The following is a 21849-nucleotide window of genomic DNA, read 5'->3' on the forward strand; positions in this document are numbered from 1 at the left end:
GTAAGATAATACGTATATAATACAGATAGAAACTTGAAATTATAGTTTCATAATCATAAGTAGGTAGTCTTAATTATATTTTAAGCGGATGTGATTAAGATTCAAAATTTAGTTTAGTTAGGGGTCACAATCCTACCTGTTTTTAGCAGGTAGGATTTGATTTTTAATACATATCCTTAAGCTTTCTAAGTTTTTCTTCCCAAATGCTCAGATTGTTTTTATGGTTTTCAATATTGTTTAAAACATCTTTTACCATAGGGTTGCTTTCATCAACATTAGAGAAAAACTGAAGATTGTTTTCTAGTTGGTTGATTTCTCCTTTTACTTCGTCTATTTTTTTACGAATAAAATTATGTTCATTATCAAGAAGTCTAGTATCATCTGGTTGTGATAAGGCTTCAAGTTTATTTTCAAACTTAATCATTTCAATTTCGGTCTTATCCATTTTAAGTTTACCGAACATGTCATCTAAAGCCTTATTGAACTTTCCTTCAATATAACGTTTGCTGTGAGGAACATTGCCTAATGATTTCCACTCGTCTATTTTAGCTTTTAAAGTTTCAATATCACTTTCTGGTGTTCCTGATAATTTTAAATCTTTTAAGGCTTCTAAAAACTTTGACTTCATTTCATAGGCTTCAAATAATTCTTTATTAGCAGCATTACGCTCAGCGTGAAGTTTATCAAAGTAATGATTACAAGCAGCTTTAAACTTGTGCCAAATTTTGTCACTGTCTTTTCTTGGAACATGCCCAATTTTTTTCCAGTCACTTTGAATTTTCTTCATTAAAGGCGTTACAGTTTCAAAGTCTTCACTGTCCTTATTGTCTTCAGCAATTTTTATTAGGTCTAGCTTTTTCTGAAGATTATCATACTGTTCCTTTTTTAAGTTTTTATAAAAGGAATTTTTCTTTTTGTTAAAAGCTCTTACTGATGCTTTAAATTTTGCCCAAGTAGCTTCATTAACTTTAATTGGTACTTTTCCAGCATTAAAGAAATCTTGTCTTAAGGCTTCAATAGTTTTTATTTTCTTTTGCCATGCTTGATGTGTGTTGGCATTGTCTTGAGCTACTGCATCAATTTTAGCGATAATTTCTTCTTTACGCTCTAAGTTAGCTTCATAGGCCTTATCTAAATCGGCATAATACGCTTGTCGTTTATCATGTATGGTTTTAGTTGCATTGCTAAATCGATCCCAAATGTCTTCTCGATGTTCTTTAGCAACAGGACCAAGGTCTTCTTTCCACATTTTATGTAGCACTTGCAATTCTCTAAACGCTCTGTTTACGTTGTCATCTTTTGCAAGTTCTTCAGCACGCTCAATAATTTTAAGTTTTTGATCCAAGTTGTGTTTAAAATCCATATCTCTCAAATCACGATTGAGATGCAGGAAGTCATAGAAAATTTCAACATGGTGATGGTATGTATTCCAAGCGTTATTGTATTTGTCTCTTGGAATCGGACCAGCATTTCGCCATTCTTCTTGTAGTTCTTTAAAGTGCTTGTATGTTGTGTTTATATTTTCTTCAACATTAATAAGTCCCTTAATTTCCTCAATAATTCTTAAACGATTTTCTAGGTTAGATTTTAAACTGCTTTCTAGATTTTTGTAGTAAGCGTTTAGGTTATTTTTATACTCTTTATAAAGTGAATTGAACTCTTTTTTTGTTGGAGTAGAGTACTTGAAGTCTATTTCATTACCACCATCGTTAATGAATTCTTCTTTTTTCTCTTCAAGAAGTTCACTGAATTTAGCATTGAATTCAGATCTTATCTCATCAACATGAGATTTTATAGTTTGAACTTTTTGTTGTTTAAGTAAACTGTCAAATTCTTTTACCAACTGCTCCATTGACATGGCGTGGTAGTCTTTTTCTTCTAGTGTGTGCCTATCACTATTGCTTTCGTCTTCAGCATCTTCGGCATTAGACTCGTCAATTTCATCTACATGAGAGTTGGATTTTTCTTCAACAGTCTCAGTTTTGGTTTCCTCATTAGTTTCAACCTGTTCTGAAGTAGAATTAGTATTCTCATCAGTTGTTGGGTTTTCTAATGACGTAGCATCTTGAGTTGTTTCAGCTCCAGTACTTTCAGTAGCTTGGTTTGCAGTAGCTTTTGTTTCTTCGTTTCCATCTGCATTTTGCAGGTTATCTTTCTCTGACATTTTACAATGTTTTTAGTTCTAAATACTTAAAAAGCTAATATACTAACAAGTCACTGAATTACAAAAAGGAATAGAAATTTTGGTACTTTATTTAAGATTCCAAATTTTCCAAGCTTTTTCGGCTTGTAGCTCTAGCATTTTATAACCATTACAAGTTTGTGCACCTTTTATGTCACCACAGGTTAAAAACTTTGTTTGATCAGGATTGTAGATTAAATCGTAAAGTATGTGGTTAGATGTGATGCCATCGTAAGGAATATCAGGACATGTGTTAACATCAGGATAAGTTCCAACAGGAGTACAGTTAATAATAATTGAGTATGAGCTTATGATTTGATCGGTTAAATCTGAATACAAAAATTTAACTCCAGATTTTGGAGTTCTAGACACATAATCAAAATCTATTTTTAATTTTTTAAGCGTGTATGCTATAGCTTTTGAAGCTCCACCTGTTCCTAAAATTAAAGCAGAAGTATGATGAGGTTTTAATAAAGGTTGTAACGATTTTTTGAATCCGTAATAATCCGTGTTGTAGCCTTTAAGTTTACCTTTAGGAGAAATTCTTATAGTGTTTACAGCTCCAATTTTTTTCGCTCTTTTGTTAATATCGTCTAATAGAGGAATTACAGCCTCTTTGTAAGGTATAGTTACGTTTAATCCTACTAACTTTTTATTGGAAGCAATAATATCTTTTAATTCAGAAATTGCTTTGATGTCAAAATTTTCGTATTCAAACGGAAGTCGTTCATTTTCAAATTTTTCAGTGAAATATTTTTTGGAAAATGAATAGGAAATATTCTTACCTACTAATCCTAATTTATGCATTTATCTTTCTGGTTTTTTGTCCGTACCATTCCAACGCCAAAACTATTAAAATTCCTATTAAAACAAACATAATTGCAATGTATGTTTCGTTGTTAAGTTCAGGAATAAATCGTGTGTAGTTTTCTATAATTTTTTGTCCAGTAGAGTCTAAAATAAAATCACCTGAAGCGTTTTGTTTGTAAACAACCTCTTTCCAAGGCCAAACAACACCAAGAGAGCCAATAATAAAACCAATTATTGTTGCTGTGGTAATGCTTTTATAATGTTTTAAAATGTAATTAAGTATGTGCGAAAATGTTACTAATCCAGTAACTGAGCCTAAAGTGAACACTCCTAAAACTTTTAGCATTCTTATTCTATTTGCATCGTGAACAAACTCAAAATTGCCGCTAAATATTTCAGAAAAAGTATCATATAAAGCATTAACGGAGTCCACTAGAAGTAATACGTAATTTCCTAAGAGAATTAATATGAAAGAGCCAGAAAATCCAGGAAGTGTCATTCCTGAAACGCTAATGATTCCACAGAAAAATACAAACCAAAGATTGTCATTTTCTTTAGCTGGATCTAAAAAACTAATACCAACACCTAAGGCAATACCTACAATTAAAGAGAGTATTGTTTTATAATTCCAGTCTTTAAAATCTTTGTTAATATAATAAATGGAGCCAATAATCATCCCAAAAAACAAACTCCATACAAAAAGCTGATAATGCTCCAGGAAGTAATCCAATATTTTGGATACGCTAAAATAACTTACCAACATCCCAAAAAGGAGTAAGGTAAGAAACCGACCGTTTATGTAATTGTAAAAACTCTTAAACCTACCGTTGAATAAAAGTTTAAAAGCTGTTTTGTTTACCTTTTGAAGTGAGTATATAAACTCTTCATAAAACCCTGCAACAAAAGCAACCACACCACCAGATACACCAGGTACCTTATTTGCGGCTCCCATTGCTAGTCCTTTAATGACCAGAAAGAGTTTGTCTTTAAAAGTTCTGGTGCTTTGCATTGTTATTGTTTTTTGGAACCTAACTTTTCAAGTATAAAAATTGTAGAAAAACCTACAATCATTAAAACAATGGCAATTGCTAATTTAGGATCTCCATCAAAGTTAAAAGGAGATATGCTTTCTTCTAATAAAGGAATTTGTTCTCCTTTAGAATTTGTACGCCATGTTAGCACTTTTTTCCAAGGCCAAATTTTGTTTAAAGACCCAAAAATAAAACCAGTAAGAATAGCTAATGTGATATTGTGGTAGTTTTTGAACAACCATTTTAAAACGCGACTAAAACTCAATAAACCAACAACTGCACCAACAGCAAAAATTAGTATTTTTTTTATATCAAAGTCATGCAAAGCATCACTTAAGGTTTTGTATGCTCCAAGAATAACAAGAATGAATGAACCCGAAATACCTGGTAAAATCATAGCGCAAATAGCAATAGCTCCAGCAAAAAATAAAAACAAAGGGTTGTCATTATTAGCCATTGAAGGTAGTGTTGTAATGTAATAAGCGATTAAGGCTCCAGCTATTAGAGAAATAATAACTGCTAAATTCCATTTTTGTATTTGCTTACCTACAAAGAAGATACTAGCTACAATTAACCCAAAAAAGAACGACCAAATTAAAATAGGATGATTTTCAATAAGGTATTTGGCTAATCGCATAAAGGACACAAAACTAATAACAATACCAGTTAATAGTGCCACCAAAAAGTTACCATTAAGCTGAGTCCAAAAGGCTTTAAAACCTTCTTTTCTAAGAGTTGTAATTAAAGATAAGTTAACGTTGCTAATTGTGGTAATTAGTTCTTCGTAAATACCAGAAATGAAGGCTATTGTTCCGCCAGAAACTCCAGGAACTGCATCTGCTGCTCCCATGGCAATGCCTTTAAGTGAAAGGATGAAATAATCTAAAAAGCGTCTTTGCATTTGTTATTTTAAAAATAAGAAACGTAAAGGTATGGAATTTTCGCTTTAAGCCTTTTTAGAATTTGAAATAATCTCTTTTACAGAAATTTTATTATAAACTTTTGGGAAAAGTTCTTCTAGTATGTAATAAAACTCATCGTCTAGCAACAAGCCATTTTTTAAATGGTAATGCGCTTTTTCTGATTCGTGTAATGTAAAATATAAACCAGCTAATCTAAACTCAATTTCAGGTGTTTCAGGATAGAATTCTGCAGCTTGAATTAAGTTGTAAATTGAAGCTTCAAACTCACCTAAGCTGATTAAAATATCTGACCTAGATAACCAAGTTTGAAGTTCATAATTGCCAAGTTCTAATGTTTTTTTGTAGCCTCTTTCAGCTTCTTCCAAAAAGTTTAACTGATGATTGATTTGTGCATACAGTTTCCAGTAAATCACATTTTCACAATCAATATTTATTGCTTTGTTGATGTAATAAAGCGCCTTTTGGAAATTTCGTTTCTTATTATAAAACTTAGTAATGGCAATCCATCCTTTATCTAAAAGCGGATCTTCGTGTACAGTTTTGTAAAAATATTGAACCGCTAAGTCGTCATTGCCTAATTTTTCATAACAATGACCAATTCTTAAAAGTGCAAATGATGTAGGCTCGTCAAGTGCTAAGGTGATTTTATAATTTTCAATAGCATTATTGTACTGTTGTTGCTTTTCTAAAACTTTTCCTTTTTCAAGATAAGCACCTACAAAAGTATCGTCTGATATTATAGCAAAGTCAAATGCTGCTAATGCTTTTTTATAGTCTTTAATTGCAAAGTATTGTTTTCCTAATTGATGCCATGCAACTTCGCAATAAGGATTACTGTCTAAATATTGAGTTAAGAAGTTGATAGCTTCTTCGTTTTGGTCAAGAAAGTCAAAACAGTAAATAATATTATACAAAGCAGAGTAATCGTACATGTCTAATTCAAGGCACTTGATAAAATACTCTTTTGCTTCTTCAAACTTATCTAAAAACAAGTATTCCATACCAATGAGTGCGTATAAATCGGAATCATCCTCGTCATTATTACTCAGTTTTAAAGCAATCTTTAACGTGTTGATTGCCATTTCGTGTTCATCTCTTTTAGAGAGAACATTTGCTTTTTGAACATAAATTTCTTCGTTAGAAGGTTCTATTTCATAAAGTTCATCAAGAATTTTGTCAGCATGTTCTAGCTTGTTTTCAATAACATAAATCTCAACCTGAAAAAGTTTAAGGTTAACTGACGTTGGATGTTGCTCTAACCCTAATTTGATGGCCTTTTTTGCGAGGGCAATTTTACCAATTTCCAGATAGTGCTGGATTATGTTTTCAAACTCATTTGAATCAAAAAACAACACATTGTTGGTTTTTAGCATTGACTCAAATCTTGTAAGCGATAAGTTGTTTTCGTCACTGCGACTGAACTCCATAGGCAGGTATAATTGTTACTTGTAATAAATTTACTGTTCTATTGGCGCAATTGAAGTTTTTGCGATGAATGTTTTTAACAAATTAATTAACAGGTGAATTTTTATTTTATGTAAATGGGTTTTATTTGCTTTATATCAGTGTTTTAGGTAGTGTTTTTAGAGCAAATAAGATTAAGAAATTGAGTCTAAAACTTTAAGTATTATGTCACAACCTTTAATAATTTCTTCGTTTGAAATGGTTAATGGAGGCGTAATCCTGATGGCTTTTGGCTCAAAAAGTAACCAAAAAAGTATTAATCCTTCGTCTTGACACTTTAAAATAACTTCATTTGTTATGTCTGCAGAAGGTGTCATTGCAGCTAGCATTAATCCTTTTCCTCTTATTTCTTTTATTAAAGGATGCTTTAGTTTTTTACGTATTAATTGCTCTTTTTCTAAAGCTTCAGTCATTACATTACTTTCAGTAATTTCTTTTACTGTAGCTAAAGCTGAAGCTGCAATTACTGGATGTCCTCCAAATGTAGTGATGTGTCCTAGTTTTGGGTTTTCAGTTAAATTAGACATCATGTCTTTAGAAGCTGTAAATGCACCAATAGGCATTCCACCACCAAGGCCTTTACCTGTAACCAAAATATCAGGAACACAGTTGTAGTGTTCAAAACCAAATAGTTTTCCTGTTCTACCAAAACCAGGTTGGATTTCGTCTAAAATCAAAACAGCACCAACAGCTTTACACTTCGCTTTCACCTTTTGTAAGTAATCATTGATAGGTTCAATAAAACCTGCACCTCCTTGTATGGTTTCTAAAATTACTGCTGCAGTTTTTGTGGTAATTGTATTGATGTCAACTTCGTTATTGAATTCAATAAAATGGACATCAGGTAGTAAAGGTCTAAACGCTTGCTTGCGTTCTTCGTAACCCATAACACTCATGGAACCCATAGTATTGCCATGATAAGCATGTTTTGCAGCAATTATTTGACTTCTACCTGTAAAACGTTTGGCTAGTTTTAAAGCGCCTTCAATAGCTTCGGTACCAGAGTTTGTTAAATACGTTGTTTCAAGAGGCTTAGGTAAATGCTTAGCTAAAAGTTTAGCGAGTTCTACTGCTGGTTCTTGAATGTATTCGCCATAAACCATAACATGCATATACTTATCCAGTTGATTTTTTATGGCGTTAACAACTTTTGGGTGATTGTGACCTAAGCTATTTGCTGAAACACCAGCTACAAAATCTAAATAAGCTTTATTGTTTGAATCATAAATATAACTACCATTAGCATGAGAAATTTCCATAGCTAAAGGATGTGGACTCGTTTGCGCTTGGTATGTAAAAAAATCTGATTTCATGTTATTGCTTATCCTTTTTAGGCTTAACCACCTTTTTTAGAGGTGTGTTTTGAGCTTTAATGGAATCTCTTTTTTGCAATACTTGTTTAGGAATATTACGAGCAGCTTTGTTTACTTTTTTAGGGTCTTCGCTTTCAGCTTCTTCAACTCGGTCTAACAATGCTTCATCAAAAAACTCTTCTTCAGGAACAAACTCTCCTAGTCCTTTTATGATAGGAAGTTCTAGTGGAGGATCGTCTTTAAAAAGGTCTTCAACACTAGTTGGACGTTCTTCTTCTCGCCAATCAAAGCCTCTAAGTCGTCTAGCATTTTCAGGGAATTGAGATTCAGGAAATAAGTCTCCATCAACCTGATTGATTAGTCTAATTTCATTGATAGTATTATCTGAAATTTGAATATTGATACTACCAGACTTTGACTTGTTTATTCCAATAAGTTCATTTTCTCCATCTCTAGAAAAATAGATGATTTCAGCATTTTTTATGATGTCAACATTATATAATTCGTTGTTTTTAAACAAGCCATATAGTTTTTGACCCTTAATTTGATTAAATCCTGTACCTAAAGTGTCTTTACTTATTAAAAAGGCATTGTCAAATACTTTTAAGGAGTCTAGTTCTTCGGTTTCAGTGTTTGAAATTAAGTGAATGGTGTCTCCACTCATTTGATTACCTAAGTTCCATAATATAGGTTTGCGCTTAGTAGCAAAAGCATCGGTTGATGAAAAGCGTGATAAATTGATAAGCTCGGTCAAACCTGTTTTATGGTCAGCATGAATAGAATCTGCTTTTCCACTTAAATCGCTTTTGTAAATTTTAGCATTATAATAAGCTCTTGTAATTCGATGTTCGGGTTTACCAGTAACCATAAGCGTGTCACTGTGTATGTAAATGGAATCGTTTTCTTGTACTGTAATAGCTAAAGCACGTTTGGTGATGAACATAGAGTCTTTTTCTCTAAATACTTCGGCATAATGTCCTTTAATGATACTTTTATTTGTGGTATCTGTAACTTTTATGTTATTGGTTGCAGAAGCAAAACTTCGGTTTCGATCAAAGAACATACTATCACCTTCAAAAATTCGATTCTCATAATCTATTCTTGATTTTTTTACGAAATAACCAACATCATTATTGGTGTCATAAAATCCTCTTTCGCAATAAATGTTTGAAGTTTCGCCTTTAATGGTTGTTGGACCATAAAGGTAAGCGTGACCACTTTCAGAATAAAAATCTAATTGGTTGGAATTAATTGTATAATCAGGATTAACCAATACCACGTCTTTTAAAAAACGGTATTTTTTGCTGTCCATGTAATAACGACCAATTTGACTAGTAATAGTACCAGATGAGTCTCTAACCACTTTTCCTTTACTCTTATAATAAGCTTGTTGTTTTGCTCGGTCAAAAAAGAGCGTGTCAGTTGTTAAGGTAGATTGCGGTTCGGTAAGTACAACATCTCCACTGGCAAAAGCTAGTTTTGTAGTTCCGCTATATTCAACATACTTAGCAGTCATGTTTATAGTATCTCCTTGCTGCATTCTTACATTACTGAATGCCTCAATAAAGTTTTCGTTTTTATAATAAATGGCTTTATCACACCACATGTTTACACCATCATGAGTGACATGAATTTGTTGCTGGTCATTTCTTACAAATGTTGCAATGTCTTTACCAACAGTAGAATCAGCAACCATAAAACCTGCATGCTCAATTTGTATTCTTTTACCTTCTTGAGCATAACTTTTAGTGACTACAAAAAGTATAAGTATAGTGTAATAGAGTAGGTTGTGTATTTTCAAGATAAAATTAATTTTTTTCAAAAATAACTATATTCTAAAGGCTTTCGTATGTGTTAACACATTTTTTAACAGAAAAAAGCCTGCTTAAAAATAATGAGCAGGCTTAGTATTTAGGTTTGTAAATTACTTTCTTACAATGGTTTGTTTTCTGTCAGGTCCTACCGAAACAATTGTGATAGGAAGTTCAAGTTCTTTTTCTAAGAAAGCGATGTAATCATTAAGTTGTTTTGGCATTTGAGAAGCTTCAGTCATTTCTGTTAAGTCTTCATTCCAACCTTCAAACTCTGTGTATACAGGCGTTACATTTTTCTCTTCAATATTAAACGGTAAGTGATGTATGGTTTCACCTTTATAGTTATAAGCAGTACATACCTTTAACGATTTAAACCCAGAAAGTACATCACCTTTCATCATGATAAGTTGTGTAACACCATTTACTTGACATGCATAGCGTAATGCTACCAAATCTAACCATCCGCAACGACGTGGACGACCAGTTGTTGCTCCAAATTCATGACCAACTTTAGCCATAGTTTCTCCATCTTGATCAAATAATTCAGTAGGGAATGGTCCAGAACCTACACGAGTAGTGTAAGCTTTAAAGATGCCATACACTTCACCAATTTTATTAGGAGCAATTCCTAGTCCAGTACAAGCACCAGCAGCTGTAGTGTTACTAGAAGTTACAAATGGATAGGTTCCAAAATCGATATCTAAAAGCGAACCTTGAGCACCTTCGGCTAAAATGGATTTGTCCGATTTTTGTGCTTGGTGTAAGTACTCTTCAGAATCTATAAACTGAAGTGTTTTTAGAGTTTCTATAGCATCAAAGAATTCAGCTTCAAGTTCTTTTAAATCGTACTGAATGTCAACATTATAAAATGCTATCATAGCTTCGTGCTTATCTGCAAGAGCTCTGTATTTTTCTTTCCAATCGGCAAGTTCTATATCACCAACTCTTATACCATTTCTTCCGGTTTTGTCCATATAAGTTGGACCAATACCTTTAAGGGTTGAGCCTATTTTAGCTTTTCCTTTTGAAGCTTCGCTTGCAGCATCTAATAAACGATGCGTAGGCAGTATAATGTGAGCTTTTCTAGAAATAAGAAGTGATGCTTTGTAGTCCACATCTTGTTCTGCTAATTTATCAAGCTCTTTTTTGAAGATTACAGGGTCAATAACTACACCATTACCAACTACATTTGCAGTATCGTTATGAAAAATACCAGAAGGTATTGTGTGTAATACATGTTTTTTACCATTAAATACCAATGTATGTCCAGCATTTGGACCACCTTGAAATCTTGCAATAATATCGTATTTGGAGGTGAGAACATCAACAATTTTTCCTTTGCCTTCGTCTCCCCATTGTAAACCTAGTAGTAAATCTACTGCCATTATAATTTAGTTAGTGTTATTTGTTTTTAGTTCCGTAAAAATAAAGTGAGTGATTGTTGATTTTTATATCAAAAACTTCTTCGATGGTTTTTTTGATAGATTGAATTCTAGGATCGCAAAACTCAATAACCTCACCAGTGTCAGTTAAAATAACATGATCGTGTTGTTTGTCGAAGTAAGATTTTTCATAATGTGCTTGGTTTTGACCAAATTGGTGTTTTCTTACCAAGCCACACTCTAAAAGGATTTCTATAGTATTGTATAGTGTAGCACGACTTACACGATAGTTTTTATTTTTCATTTTGATGTATAGAGATTCAATATCAAAATGTTCTTCACTATCGTAAATTTCCTGAAGTATAGCATAACGCTCAGGAGTTTTTCTGTGTCCTTTTTCTTCTAAGAAAGCCGTAAAAACGTTCTTTACGATTTCTTGATTACTTTGTTCTGTCTTTACACTCATAATAAGTTGCAAATTTACACATTTTTTACACTCTAGTAACCTTATCTATACCATTAATTTTTTTAAGGTTATCCATAAGTTTTTTTAACATGGAATTGTTTTTAACTACAACGTTGATTTTTCCTGTGAAAACACCATCGTCACTTTGAAAACTAATACTCTTCATGTTAACGTGCATATTTGAAGAAATAATTTTTGTAATGTTGTTTACCAATCCTAAATTATCAATACCAGATAATTTTATTTGAGCTGAAAATTCTTGTTGTGAAGAATCTATCCATTTTGCCTGAATAATTCTGTAGGCATAATTAGATTGTAAACTCAAGGCATTTGGGCAATTCTTTTTATGGATTTTTATACCTTCATTAATAGTTAAAAATCCAAATACAGGATCTCCAGGAATAGGATTACAACAGTTAGCTAACTTATAGTCTAGTTTTTCTTCTTCTTTACCAAAAACTAATAAATCATACTTTGAGGTAATCTCATCTTTTTCTATCTCTTCCTTAGAGATGTTTTGTCTTCTAGAGATTTTATTTTTGATAAAGCTAACTAAAGCATTGCTTCTAGATGAAGCAAAGTCCTTAAGCATACTATTGTCAATAGTGCCAATACCAACACGATAAAATAAGTCTAAGCTTGTTTTTAGCTTAAAGTAAACAACCATGTCGTTTACAGCCTTTTCATCAAGGTTTATTTTAAGCTGCTTTAGTTTTCGTTTTAAAATCTCTTTACCGTCTTCAGCAATTGTTTTTTTCTCGTCTTTTAACGACCCTTTAATTTTGCTTCGTGCTCTTGCAGTAGTAGCATAGTCTAACCAGTTGGAGTTAGGTTTGGCATTTTCGGAAGTTAAAATTTCAACTTGGTCACCACTTTGCAATTCTTGACTCAAAGGCACCAGTTTGCCATTTACTTTAGCACCTCTTGTTTTCATACCTATTTCGGTATGGATACTAAAGGCAAAATCTAAAGGTGTTGCGCCTTTTGGTAACGATTTTAAATCTCCTTTAGGTGAGAAGACATAAATTTCTTTTGAATATAGGTTGAGTTTAAACTGTTCAACAAAATCAACAGCGTTAGTCTCGTTAGTTTCTAATGCTTCTTGTAGTTTGTTTATCCAGGTGTCTAAAGCATCTTCGGTATTACCTTGTTTGTATTTGTAGTGTGCAGCATAGCCTTTTTCGGCGATTTCGTTCATGCGCTCACTACGAATTTGAACTTCTACCCAACGTCCTTTAGGTCCCATAACCGTTATATGCAACGCTTCGTAACCAGTAGATTTTGGAGAGGATATCCAATCTCTTAATCGTGTTGGGTTAGGTGTGAAGTGGTCTGTAACTATAGAATAGATTTTCCAAGCTAGGAATTTTTCGTTAGCGACATCTGACTTGTAAATGATACGAACAGCAAATTTGTCATATACTTCATCAAAGGTGACACCTTGTTTTATCATTTTTCTACGAATAGAATAAATAGATTTTGGGCGACCTTTAATGTCATAATTTAAGCCTTCAGCATCTAAAGCATCTTTAATGGTTTTAGAAAAGGTTTCAATGTATTTGTCTTGCTCTTCTTTACTTTCTTTTATTTTATCATGAATATCTTGATAAACTTCAGGTTCGGTATATTTTAAACCAAGATCTTCTAGTTCGGTTTTTATGTTGTAAAGCCCAATTCGATGTGCTAATGGTGCATAGATGTACAGTGTTTCAGAAGCTATTTTTTCCTGTTTATCACGTCTCATCGCATCCATGGTTTGCATGTTATGAAGACGGTCGGCTATTTTGATAATGATAACTCTAATGTCGTCATTGAGTGTTAATAGCATTTTACGGAAATTTTCCGCTTGGGTGGAAACATCGGTTTCTTTACTTAGCGACGAAATTTTAGTAAGTCCGTCAACAATACGTGCTACAGTTTCTCCAAATAGTTGTTCGATGTCATTTTTGGTATAATCCTCATTGTCTTCAACAACATCATGGAGCAGAGCAGCAGCAATAGAGATAGCATCCAAGCCTATTTCTGAAGCGACAATTTTTGCTACAGCTATAGGATGAAAAATATAGGCTTCACCAGATTTTCTACGTTGGTCTTTGTGCGCATCAACAGCTACATCAAACGCATGACGGATTAATTTTTTATCGTCATTGGTTAATGTCTGGTAACTTACTTTAAGGAGTTCTTTGTAAGCTTTAGCAATGGCTGCATTTTCTTTTTCTATCTCAACTTCTGTCATAAAACTAAAGTACGCATTAGAAATTTAATGTGCAATTGCTTTTTATGGTTTTATTTAATGGAAAACAGTTGCCAAATCTGTTAAAAATAAATGCTATTTAACCCAATAAATTTCGCATGCGTTGTAACAGTGTTGGGTGAGAATAATGCACAAATACGTAAGCTTTGTGAGGTGTTAAATTGCTAAGGCTGTTTTTGTTTAGTTTTTTTAAAGCTGTGATAAGCGGTTGCGCTTTATAAGTGTTTTTTGCGTAATCATCAGCTTGATATTCAAACTTTCTAGACAGCCAATTCATTACCAGTCCTGTGATTTCAGAAATAGGAGCGTAGAGTAGTCCAAAAGCTACTAAACCAACATGAAAACTGTGTGTGCTTACGCCTAAAGCATTAGAAAGTAATGGATTTGTTATAAAAATAGAAAGCACATACAAAGTAAGTCCTGTAAGTAATACTGAAGCTACTAAGTTGTAAATAATGTGTTTTCTTTTGTAATGACCTACTTCATGAGCTAAAACTGCTACAATTTCCTCTTCTTCCAAATCATTGATTAAGGTATCATATAGTGTAACTCTTTTTTCATTTCCAAAACCCGAAAAGTAAGCGTTAGCTTTTGTGCTACGTTTTGAACCGTCAATGACAAATATTTTTTCAAGATTAAACCCAACCGACTGAGCATATTCTGAAATTTTATTACGTAAAGAGCTTTCTTCTAAAGGAGTTTGTTTGTTGAATAGTGGTACAATAAGCTTAGCGTAGAACATATTCATAAATACCGAGAATATCGTTATGATAGCCCAAGCGTATAACCAAAAATGTTGTTGGGTAAGTTGAAATATGTAAATGATGAGAGCTAAAATTCCACCACCAATAACAGCCATCATTAATACCCCTTTTACTTTGTCTAGAATAAATGTCTTTATGGTAGTTTTATTGAAGCCAAAACGCTCTTCAATCACAAAAGTCTTATAGTAAGAAAATGGAGTAGATAGAATATCACTTCCAAACATGATTATACCAAAAAACACCAAAGCGACTACAATTGAGTTATCGCTGAAACGTCTTGCTAAAACATCAACATATTCGAAACCACCAAAACAAATAAAAGCCAATGTTAAAGCCACCGAAAAAGTTGAACTCCAAACACCAAACTTATAATTGGTGAGTTTGTAGGCTTGCGATTTTTTATATTCAGCGTCATCATAAACATCTTTAAGCTCGTTTGGTATAGCATCGTTAAAATGTTTTGCGTTAAGCGCATCTAGGATTTTATCAATTATAAAATTAACAATGATTATTGCTATTATAATATAAAATAGAGTAGTGGCAGTCATATTAGAATTAATAATTAGTAATGATTGATTATTAATAGTTAATTATAATTAGTCTTCTTTAGAAGATTGAATTATTTTAAATAAAATTTTCAAAATACTTGAGAGTTCAGGTTCAAGTTTGTTATAATCTTCTTTTGAAATGTAATTTGTGTCTTTCAAAAGTCTTAACCAATAATGGGTTTCTCTGGCTTCCTTGTAAGAAATTGACATTTTTGCTCTGAAGTCTTTTTTTGAAATACCTCCAATAGCTTCTTCAACATTAGCACCAATAGATGTTCCGGACTTTAAAAGTTGTTTTGACAAAATGTATTCATTTTGTGACATTAACTTTTTACTTAAAAGAACGATTGATACCGCAAAAGTATATGATTTAGTAACTATTAAGTTGTCTTTCATTTATTAACGATTAATTGTACATCATTAATTATTCATTGATAAGCCTTTGGCGAACAGCTTCAAAAATAAGTATTCCTGCAGCAACAGACACATTCATAGAGTCAATTTCACCTTGCATAGGAATAATAATGTTATGTGTAGACTCTTGCAACCATTCGTCACTTAATCCAGTCGCTTCAGTACCTACAACTATAGCAGTAGGTAATGTATAATCTTGTATGTGATAGTTTACAGAAGCTTGTAGTGCAGCACAAAAAATGTTAATGTGATGTTGTTTTAAAAACGAAACGATATCTTTTGTTGAGCCTGTAACCACTTGCTTGGTAAACACGCAGCCAACGCTAGAACGAATAATATTAGGGTTGTATAAATCGGTTTTTGGGTTTGCAATAATTACAGCATCTACATTAGCAGCATCAGCAGTACGCAATAAAGCACCAATGTTACCAGGTTTTTCAGGAGCTTCGGCTACTAAAATCAAAGGGTTTTCACTTTTAAAGATAATATCATCTAAAAGATGTGATTTTGTTTTGGCAACAGCAATAATCCCTTCGGTTGTGTCTCTATGTGCAATTTTTTGAAATACATCTTTAGAAATTTCAATACGCTTAATGTTTGATGGTATTAATGAAGATAGTTCTTCTTCTGAAATCAATTCAGAATAAAACAAAACGGTATCCACGTCATAATTGCCTTTAAGTGCTAAAGATAATTCTCGTTTGCCTTCAATAAGAAACAATCCAGACTTTTTACGCTCGCGCGATTTGTCTTTTAACTGAACAAGTTGTTTAATGTAAGGATTTTGTATGCTTGTAATTTCTTTTATCATAACCAGACAAAAGTAGCCATTTTAGTCGATAATTTTATTGTAACGAATGTCTATTGAACAAAAAAGCGAACCATTTGGTTCGCTTTAAGTTATTCTTGATTTTTGAATTTATTGGAGTAGCGTTTCCACAATTTAGTTTGATGACTTTCTAAACTCACATCGCGACCATCAATAAAAGCGTGTGTTAAAACATTTGTACGCATATCTAATGCATCACCTTCGCTAATAAAAAGTGTAGCGCTTTTACCTTCTTCTAAAGAACCATATTGATCATCAATACCTAAAATTTTAGCAGTATTAAGTGTTATCATTTGTAATGCTTGCTCTTTCGTTACGCCATGAGCTACAGCTGTTCCTGCTAAAAACGGAAGATTTCTAGCATTCATACGCTCCATACTACCACTACTTTCCAATGCAACTGTAACACCTTTGTCTACTAACAATTTTGCTAGTTTATAAGGTAAATCGTAATCGTCATCTTCATTACCTGGTGTTTTATGAAGACGTTGTACTAAAACCGGAATATTGTTTTGCTTCAGTAAATCGGCTACTTTATAAGCTGAATAACCTCCAACAATAACCATGTGTTTAATACCATTTTTGTTTTTGAAGTTGATAACATCAGTAATTCCTTTTTCGTCATCTACATTTACATATAGTTTTTTAGAACCATCAAAAATACCTTTAAGTGCTTCAAAAGGTAAATTTGTGGTTTTTTTGTCTCCATTGTTATAGGCTTTAGATTGGTCTAAATAATCTTGAAGTTCATTAATTTGCTTCGAGTAGTTTTCGTTAGGTTTTAAACCAGGGTCTTCTCCACGCCACCAACGACCTCTAGAAAAACTATTAGGCCAATTAACATGAATGCCATCGTCAACTTTTATAGCAGCATCTTCCCAGTTCCAAGCATCAAACTGAACGATAGACGATGTTCCTGAAATAGTACCACCTCTTGGTGTTATTTGTCCTATAAGCACTCCGTTTGGACGCATACTTTCAACCACTTTAGATTCTGCATTATAGGCAATTAAACTTCTAATGTGTGGTTTGTAAGTTCCAATTTCGGCATCGTCATCTGTTGCTCTAACTGCATCAATTTCTACTAATCCTAAAGTAGTGTTAGGTACTATAAATCCTGGATATACATGTTTACCTTCGGCATTTATAGTTTCCATGTTAGTGATATTTATTTTTACAATTCCAGCATCGGCAACTGTAAGTAATTTACCATCTTTAATTATGATAATACTATTTTCAATAACCTTACCATTACCAATATGAGCTGTAGCTCCTACAATAGCAATGTCTTTAGTTTGCTTTGGAGCAGGTGTTTGTTGTGCTATCGCTGATGAAAAGCATAACACTAATAACACTATAAGGGTTTGTTTAATTTGTTTCATAATACTGTTTTTTTAGTGTTCATGGTGTTCGTTATCCATAGAATCGCAGTGCAAAAATTCTTTTTCTTTTTTCTTAATAGGTTGTGTTTTTAACCCTTTGTTCTTTGCTTGTAACATTAAGTTGATGAGTTCGCTTTTTTCATTTTGAATTTTGCTTCTCATCATTTCATCTCGTTTTAAATCGAAATAGGTAACACCTTCAATAATGGTTTTTTCTGCTTTTGCATATATTGAAAGTGGATGGTCTGTCCATAAAACCACATCAGCATCTTTACCTACTTTAATACTACCAACTCTATCATCGATATGTAATAATTTAGCAGGATTAAGAGTTACGAATTTCCAAGCTTCTTCTTCACTAACACCACCATATTTTACCGCTTTTGCAGCTTCTTGATTTAAACGTCGAGACATTTCGCCATCATCACTATTTATAGCAACTGTAACACCTTGGTTGTGCATTATTGCAGCGTTGTAAGGAATGGCATCATTTACTTCATACTTGTATGCCCACCAATCACTAAATGTAGAGCCACCAACACCATGTTCTTTCATTTTGTCAGCAAGTTTATAACCTTCTAAAATGTGTGTAAACGTATTGATGTTGAAATTGAACTTTTCAGCTACTTTCATTAGCATATTTATTTCGCTTTGTACATATGAATGACAAGAAATAAAGCGCTCTTTATTTAATATTTCGGCAAGTACTTCAAGTTCTATATCCTTACGATAAGGCTTTCCGCTTTTCTTTAAAGCATCATATTCTTTTGCTCTTGTGAAATAATCTATATAAAGTTGCTCAACTCCCATACGTGTTTGTGGGAATCTTGAGTAGCTAGACCAGTTAGACTGTTTTACGTTTTCACCTAATGCGAATTTGATAAACTTAGGACTGTTGTCGTAAATTAAATTATCGGCAGATTCTCCCCATTTTAGTTTTATAATTGCTGAGCGACCTCCAATTGGGTTAGCCGAACCATGTAAGATTTGTATTGAAGTTACACCTCCAGCAAGATTACGGTAAATACTTATATCTCCTGGTTCTACAACATCTTCTATAGATACTTCGGCAGAAGAGTTTTGTCCACCTTCGTTTATAGATGCAGCAGCAATATGTGAGTGCTCATCTATAACTCCAGCAGTAAGATGTTTTCCTGTTGCATCAATAACTTTTGCGCTATTGTCTGATAGGTTTTGACCTATTTTGGCGATCTTTCCGTTTTTGATAAGTACATCAGTGTTTTCTAAAATTCCATCAGCTTCATTAGTCCAAACCGTAGCATTTTTAAATAATAATGTTTCGGCTTTTGGTAATTCGGTAAAACCATACGCATTGTTTGGGAATGTTACTGGAAATACTTTTTCGGTGGAGTCTTTAGATTTCTTTTTGTCGTCAGATTTAGTGTCGTCTTCTTTCTTTAACGATTTAGCAAAAAATGACATTTCGTTACCTGTAGGCATTGTAGTTGTACCTCTAAGGTTGTTGTCGCTATCAACATTTGCTATAATTCTAACAAACTCTTGTTTTGTAGAATCTTTTGTTGTCATTGAAATAGTAACCCAATCATCACTGTAGCTTACTTTAGAGCCTAAAGTATTGTCGCCACTGGTAATTTCAGATTTCAATTTGCTAAGTTCTCCTTTTAATGACATTTTATAATCTTCCCCAGCTAATCTAAACTCATAGTCACCTCTAATGTCTTTAATAGTCATGTCTTCTATAATATTTTGCTGACCAAGTACCCAGTTTTCATATAATGTGGTTTTTTTATCAAAAATGTTTCCAGAAGTAATTAAGAAGTTAGCGTAAGTTCCGTTCTTTAAAGAACCAATAGTATTTTGCTTTCCTAGTAATTGAGCAGGAATAGTAGTAAGCGATTCCAAAGCTTTTTCTTCAGAAAGTCCATATTCAATAGCTTTTAAGAGGTTGGATTTAAATTCTTTTGGCGATTTTAATGAATGCGTAGTTAACGCAAATTTGATATTGTTTTCAGCTAAAACCTTCGGGTTTGTTGGTTTTTGATTCCATGCTCTCATATCGCTAAGCGATAATCCTGAAGCCAAAAACGGATTTTCAACATCGTAAGCATCTGGGAAGTTAATTGGGATAATTAACGACGCGTTTGTGTTTTTTACTTCGTTTACACGTTCGTATTCATCACCACCTCCAAGTATAACATATTGTACACCATACTCATCACCAACTTTATCAGCTCTTAATAGATTAGCTCTACTACCTGCAGCAAAAATTTGAATTAAGGATTTATTCTTATTTAGTGCTTCAAGAGATAAATCTTTTGTTTTAGAGTTTCCTTTAGCATACCAATCAGCATCAATATAAAGTTGTCTTAGTAAAGCCATGCTTCCCATAATAGAAGAAGGATAAGACTGTCTTGAAGTTACACTTTTAGAAAACGAGAAGTATTGCGCAGAATAATCATCTAATATTCGGTTAGCGTTTGTGCCTTCGCTATCAAGCGCTACAAGCATTCCGCTACCTCTAACAATTCCATCTTGTATGTGTGCATTAAGTGTTCCAAAACCTGCTTTAATGTATTCTGAAGCTTTTTTGCTGTCATAACTAAAGCGGTCTATTGCTTTGTTTTCAGGCATTACATGGTCGTTCCAGTAATATCCTGATCTGCTAGGTTCGTACTGTGCACTTCGTCCACTTCCTGAGTCTCGTTCAGGGGCTTTGATACCAAAATCGGAATAGATGTCAATAAAAGAAGGATAAATGCTTTTACCTGAAACATTAATAACTTTAGTGTTTTTTGGAATGCTAACAGAGGTTCCTGTAGCAACGACTTTTCCGTCTTTGATTAATAATGTTCCGTTTTCAATAACTTGAGTAGGAGTCACATAAATTTTAGCATTTGTAAATGCAGTGTAGTTTGTGTTTGTTGCAACTACACCATCATTTTTTGGAAAATATTCTTGTGCGTAAAAAGAAAAACAGCACAAAAATGTTAAGATAGTGAGATACGGTCTTATCATTATGTAAGTGTTGGTTAAAAAAATTGAAAGCTAAAGATAGAAATATTGCCTTTAGTAACGAACTAATACACTTTTTTTAACTTTTTTAGAATGTATTATTTTCAAAATAATTTACTAAAAGTGCAACTACATAACTGTAGCTTTCCATACCATCTATTTGGTTGTTAGCTTTTAGAAATGTATCATAAGTAGATTTAAACAAAGGCTCAGTAGGGTTTTGATAACTGTCCCAAAAGTCTCTAACCTCTTGATAGTTTTTCAAAATGCCTTTATTCACTTTAGCAACCAAAGTTTCATACTGTTTAGGATCGCGTCTATAAATTTCGTGTAGGCAATGTCTTAATGCAAACGCATAACCAGAATACTTAAAATAAATATCATCATGATGCATTGCTGCCATACTACCTATAAAGTTAGCTTCATTTTCGGCAGCATAACCCAATTGGTGTGCTACTTCGTGGCTTGCAGTGGTTGGATATTTAAAAGTTGGGATTAACCCATCAATTTGTGCTTCATTGGTAAACGGATTTAAGTACCCTGAAAAACCCATATAAGTTAGTGGTAAACTATAAATAGAACGTTTAACGCTTTTAGGCTGATAAGCTAAATGAGGAAATTTTTTAGAAAGTTTATCATAGCCTTTAGGGACTTTTTGTAATAATTCTGTTTTGCTATAAGGCATGTCAACCTTAATAGTGTCATTATTTGTAATGGCTATATGAACAGTGTTTACAGTACTAATTAGACGCTCTGTAGTTGCTACAAGTGCTTCAGTAGTATAGTCTCTTTCTATATTAAGCGCTTTGTGTAGTGGTAGCCTGTAATAATTAAAAGCCCAAAGTAAATGAAATGTAAAATACCCAATAGATACGGCTGATAATACATCTAAAATCCACGCTTTTGTGTCTTTTATTATACGTTTTCTATTTACAAACAACCATCTTAATGTATAAACAGTAGCTAAGGTGTATAAAATATCACCTACAGAAAAAGGCACCCAACCAAAAGCGTATCGCATCAGTTTTGAGATGTATACATAAAGACCATTGCTGTATAATTGTTCAACAACATCAGGAAAACGTGCTATAATTTTCAAGAATATAATTTGAAGTACAATTGAAAACGCTAGTATGGATTTGAGGTATTTCTGCATAAATCAAAAATAGATAAAAATTATTGTCATTCCGCACTTGATGCGGAATCCATTAATGCAATTTTCTTTAAGGAATTCAGAAACAACGTTTCGACTGCGCTCAACGTGACAAATTATAAACAC

Annotated in this window: 16 protein-coding genes; all 16 read right to left on the reverse strand. The window is 33.0% G+C overall.

Annotated elements, in window-relative coordinates:
- Positions 1-163 precede the first annotated feature (163 nt).
- Complete coding sequence (locus ACQ0RB_RS06895) at positions 164-2164, reverse strand: DUF349 domain-containing protein (RefSeq protein WP_430497440.1); 2001 nt, start codon at positions 2162-2164, stop codon at positions 164-166.
- A gap of 87 nt (positions 2165-2251) precedes the next feature.
- The gene (locus ACQ0RB_RS06900; RefSeq protein ID WP_129760433.1) at positions 2252-2989 is read right to left on the reverse strand and encodes a shikimate dehydrogenase family protein; all 738 of its coding nucleotides are present in this window, start codon (positions 2987-2989) and stop codon (positions 2252-2254) included.
- Entirely contained in the window at positions 2982-4001 is a 1020-nt protein-coding gene (locus tag ACQ0RB_RS06905) for a DUF368 domain-containing protein (RefSeq protein ID WP_430497442.1), read from the reverse strand. Before ACQ0RB_RS06905 ends, ACQ0RB_RS06900 begins: the two co-directional genes overlap by 8 nt.
- Before the next feature lie 2 nt (positions 4002-4003).
- On the reverse strand, positions 4004-4924 hold the full coding sequence (locus ACQ0RB_RS06910) for a DUF368 domain-containing protein (protein WP_262732636.1): 921 nt from the start codon (positions 4922-4924) through the stop codon (positions 4004-4006).
- Between the two features lie 45 nt (positions 4925-4969).
- Positions 4970-6373, reverse strand: coding sequence for a tetratricopeptide repeat protein (locus ACQ0RB_RS06915; RefSeq protein ID WP_262732638.1), 1404 nt, complete (start codon positions 6371-6373; stop codon positions 4970-4972).
- A gap of 171 nt (positions 6374-6544) precedes the next feature.
- A complete protein-coding gene (locus tag ACQ0RB_RS06920; protein WP_430497444.1) occupies positions 6545-7723 on the reverse strand; it encodes an aspartate aminotransferase family protein in 1179 nt (392 codons plus the stop codon).
- Position 7724: 1 nt separating this feature from the next.
- On the reverse strand, positions 7725-9518 hold the full coding sequence (locus tag ACQ0RB_RS06925) for an OstA-like protein (protein ID WP_430497516.1): 1794 nt from the start codon (positions 9516-9518) through the stop codon (positions 7725-7727).
- 129 nt (positions 9519-9647) lie between these two features.
- Positions 9648-10922: an adenylosuccinate synthase gene (locus tag ACQ0RB_RS06930; protein WP_430497446.1), complete on the reverse strand. Its 1275-nt coding sequence runs from the start codon at positions 10920-10922 to the stop codon at positions 9648-9650.
- A 16-nt stretch (positions 10923-10938) separates the two neighbouring features.
- Positions 10939-11385 carry a Fur family transcriptional regulator gene (locus ACQ0RB_RS06935; RefSeq protein WP_129760439.1) on the reverse strand — a complete coding sequence of 149 codons (447 nt, stop codon included), beginning with the start codon at positions 11383-11385 and terminating at the stop codon, positions 10939-10941.
- Between the two features lie 25 nt (positions 11386-11410).
- Complete coding sequence (locus ACQ0RB_RS06940) at positions 11411-13621, reverse strand: RelA/SpoT family protein (RefSeq protein WP_129760440.1); 2211 nt, start codon at positions 13619-13621, stop codon at positions 11411-11413.
- Positions 13622-13718: 97 nt separating this feature from the next.
- Positions 13719-14951: a M48 family metallopeptidase gene (locus ACQ0RB_RS06945; protein WP_430497449.1), complete on the reverse strand. Its 1233-nt coding sequence runs from the start codon at positions 14949-14951 to the stop codon at positions 13719-13721.
- Positions 14952-14999: 48 nt separating this feature from the next.
- Positions 15000-15347 carry a four helix bundle protein gene (locus tag ACQ0RB_RS06950; protein WP_262732645.1) on the reverse strand — a complete coding sequence of 116 codons (348 nt, stop codon included), beginning with the start codon at positions 15345-15347 and terminating at the stop codon, positions 15000-15002.
- A 28-nt stretch (positions 15348-15375) separates the two neighbouring features.
- Positions 15376-16173 carry a TrmH family RNA methyltransferase gene (locus ACQ0RB_RS06955; RefSeq protein ID WP_430497518.1) on the reverse strand — a complete coding sequence of 266 codons (798 nt, stop codon included), beginning with the start codon at positions 16171-16173 and terminating at the stop codon, positions 15376-15378.
- A gap of 92 nt (positions 16174-16265) precedes the next feature.
- On the reverse strand, positions 16266-17576 hold the full coding sequence (locus ACQ0RB_RS06960) for an amidohydrolase family protein (RefSeq protein WP_430497451.1): 1311 nt from the start codon (positions 17574-17576) through the stop codon (positions 16266-16268).
- Between the two features lie 12 nt (positions 17577-17588).
- On the reverse strand, positions 17589-20573 hold the full coding sequence (locus ACQ0RB_RS06965; RefSeq protein WP_430497453.1) for an amidohydrolase family protein: 2985 nt from the start codon (positions 20571-20573) through the stop codon (positions 17589-17591).
- A gap of 85 nt (positions 20574-20658) precedes the next feature.
- Positions 20659-21726, reverse strand: coding sequence for a DUF3810 domain-containing protein (locus tag ACQ0RB_RS06970; protein WP_430497455.1), 1068 nt, complete (start codon positions 21724-21726; stop codon positions 20659-20661).
- Positions 21727-21849: the final 123 nt, after the last annotated feature.

This window comes from Gaetbulibacter sp. PBL-D1 (assembly GCF_050509525.1).
Classification (GTDB): Bacteria; Bacteroidota; Bacteroidia; order Flavobacteriales; family Flavobacteriaceae; genus Gaetbulibacter_B; species Gaetbulibacter_B jejuensis.

What these genes read in the sequence shown, in the direction of transcription:
- ACQ0RB_RS06895 (WP_430497440.1), bottom strand. Translation starts at nt 2,164, where the DNA reads ATGTCAGAGAAAGATAACCTGCAAAATGCAGATGGAAACGAAGAAACA.
- ACQ0RB_RS06900 (WP_129760433.1), bottom strand. Translation starts at nt 2,989, where the DNA reads ATGCATAAATTAGGATTAGTAGGTAAGAATATTTCCTATTCATTTTCC.
- ACQ0RB_RS06905 (WP_430497442.1), bottom strand. Translation starts at nt 4,001, where the DNA reads ATGCAAAGCACCAGAACTTTTAAAGACAAACTCTTTCTGGTCATTAAA.
- ACQ0RB_RS06910 (WP_262732636.1), bottom strand. Translation starts at nt 4,924, where the DNA reads ATGCAAAGACGCTTTTTAGATTATTTCATCCTTTCACTTAAAGGCATT.
- ACQ0RB_RS06915 (WP_262732638.1), bottom strand. Translation starts at nt 6,373, where the DNA reads ATGGAGTTCAGTCGCAGTGACGAAAACAACTTATCGCTTACAAGATTT.
- ACQ0RB_RS06920 (WP_430497444.1), bottom strand. Translation starts at nt 7,723, where the DNA reads ATGAAATCAGATTTTTTTACATACCAAGCGCAAACGAGTCCACATCCT.
- ACQ0RB_RS06930 (WP_430497446.1), bottom strand. Translation starts at nt 10,922, where the DNA reads ATGGCAGTAGATTTACTACTAGGTTTACAATGGGGAGACGAAGGCAAA.
- ACQ0RB_RS06935 (WP_129760439.1), bottom strand. Translation starts at nt 11,385, where the DNA reads ATGAGTGTAAAGACAGAACAAAGTAATCAAGAAATCGTAAAGAACGTT.
- ACQ0RB_RS06940 (WP_129760440.1), bottom strand. Translation starts at nt 13,621, where the DNA reads ATGACAGAAGTTGAGATAGAAAAAGAAAATGCAGCCATTGCTAAAGCT.
- ACQ0RB_RS06945 (WP_430497449.1), bottom strand. Translation starts at nt 14,951, where the DNA reads ATGACTGCCACTACTCTATTTTATATTATAATAGCAATAATCATTGTT.
- ACQ0RB_RS06950 (WP_262732645.1), bottom strand. Translation starts at nt 15,347, where the DNA reads ATGAAAGACAACTTAATAGTTACTAAATCATATACTTTTGCGGTATCA.
- ACQ0RB_RS06960 (WP_430497451.1), bottom strand. Translation starts at nt 17,576, where the DNA reads ATGAAACAAATTAAACAAACCCTTATAGTGTTATTAGTGTTATGCTTT.
- ACQ0RB_RS06965 (WP_430497453.1), bottom strand. Translation starts at nt 20,573, where the DNA reads ATGATAAGACCGTATCTCACTATCTTAACATTTTTGTGCTGTTTTTCT.
- ACQ0RB_RS06970 (WP_430497455.1), bottom strand. Translation starts at nt 21,726, where the DNA reads ATGCAGAAATACCTCAAATCCATACTAGCGTTTTCAATTGTACTTCAA.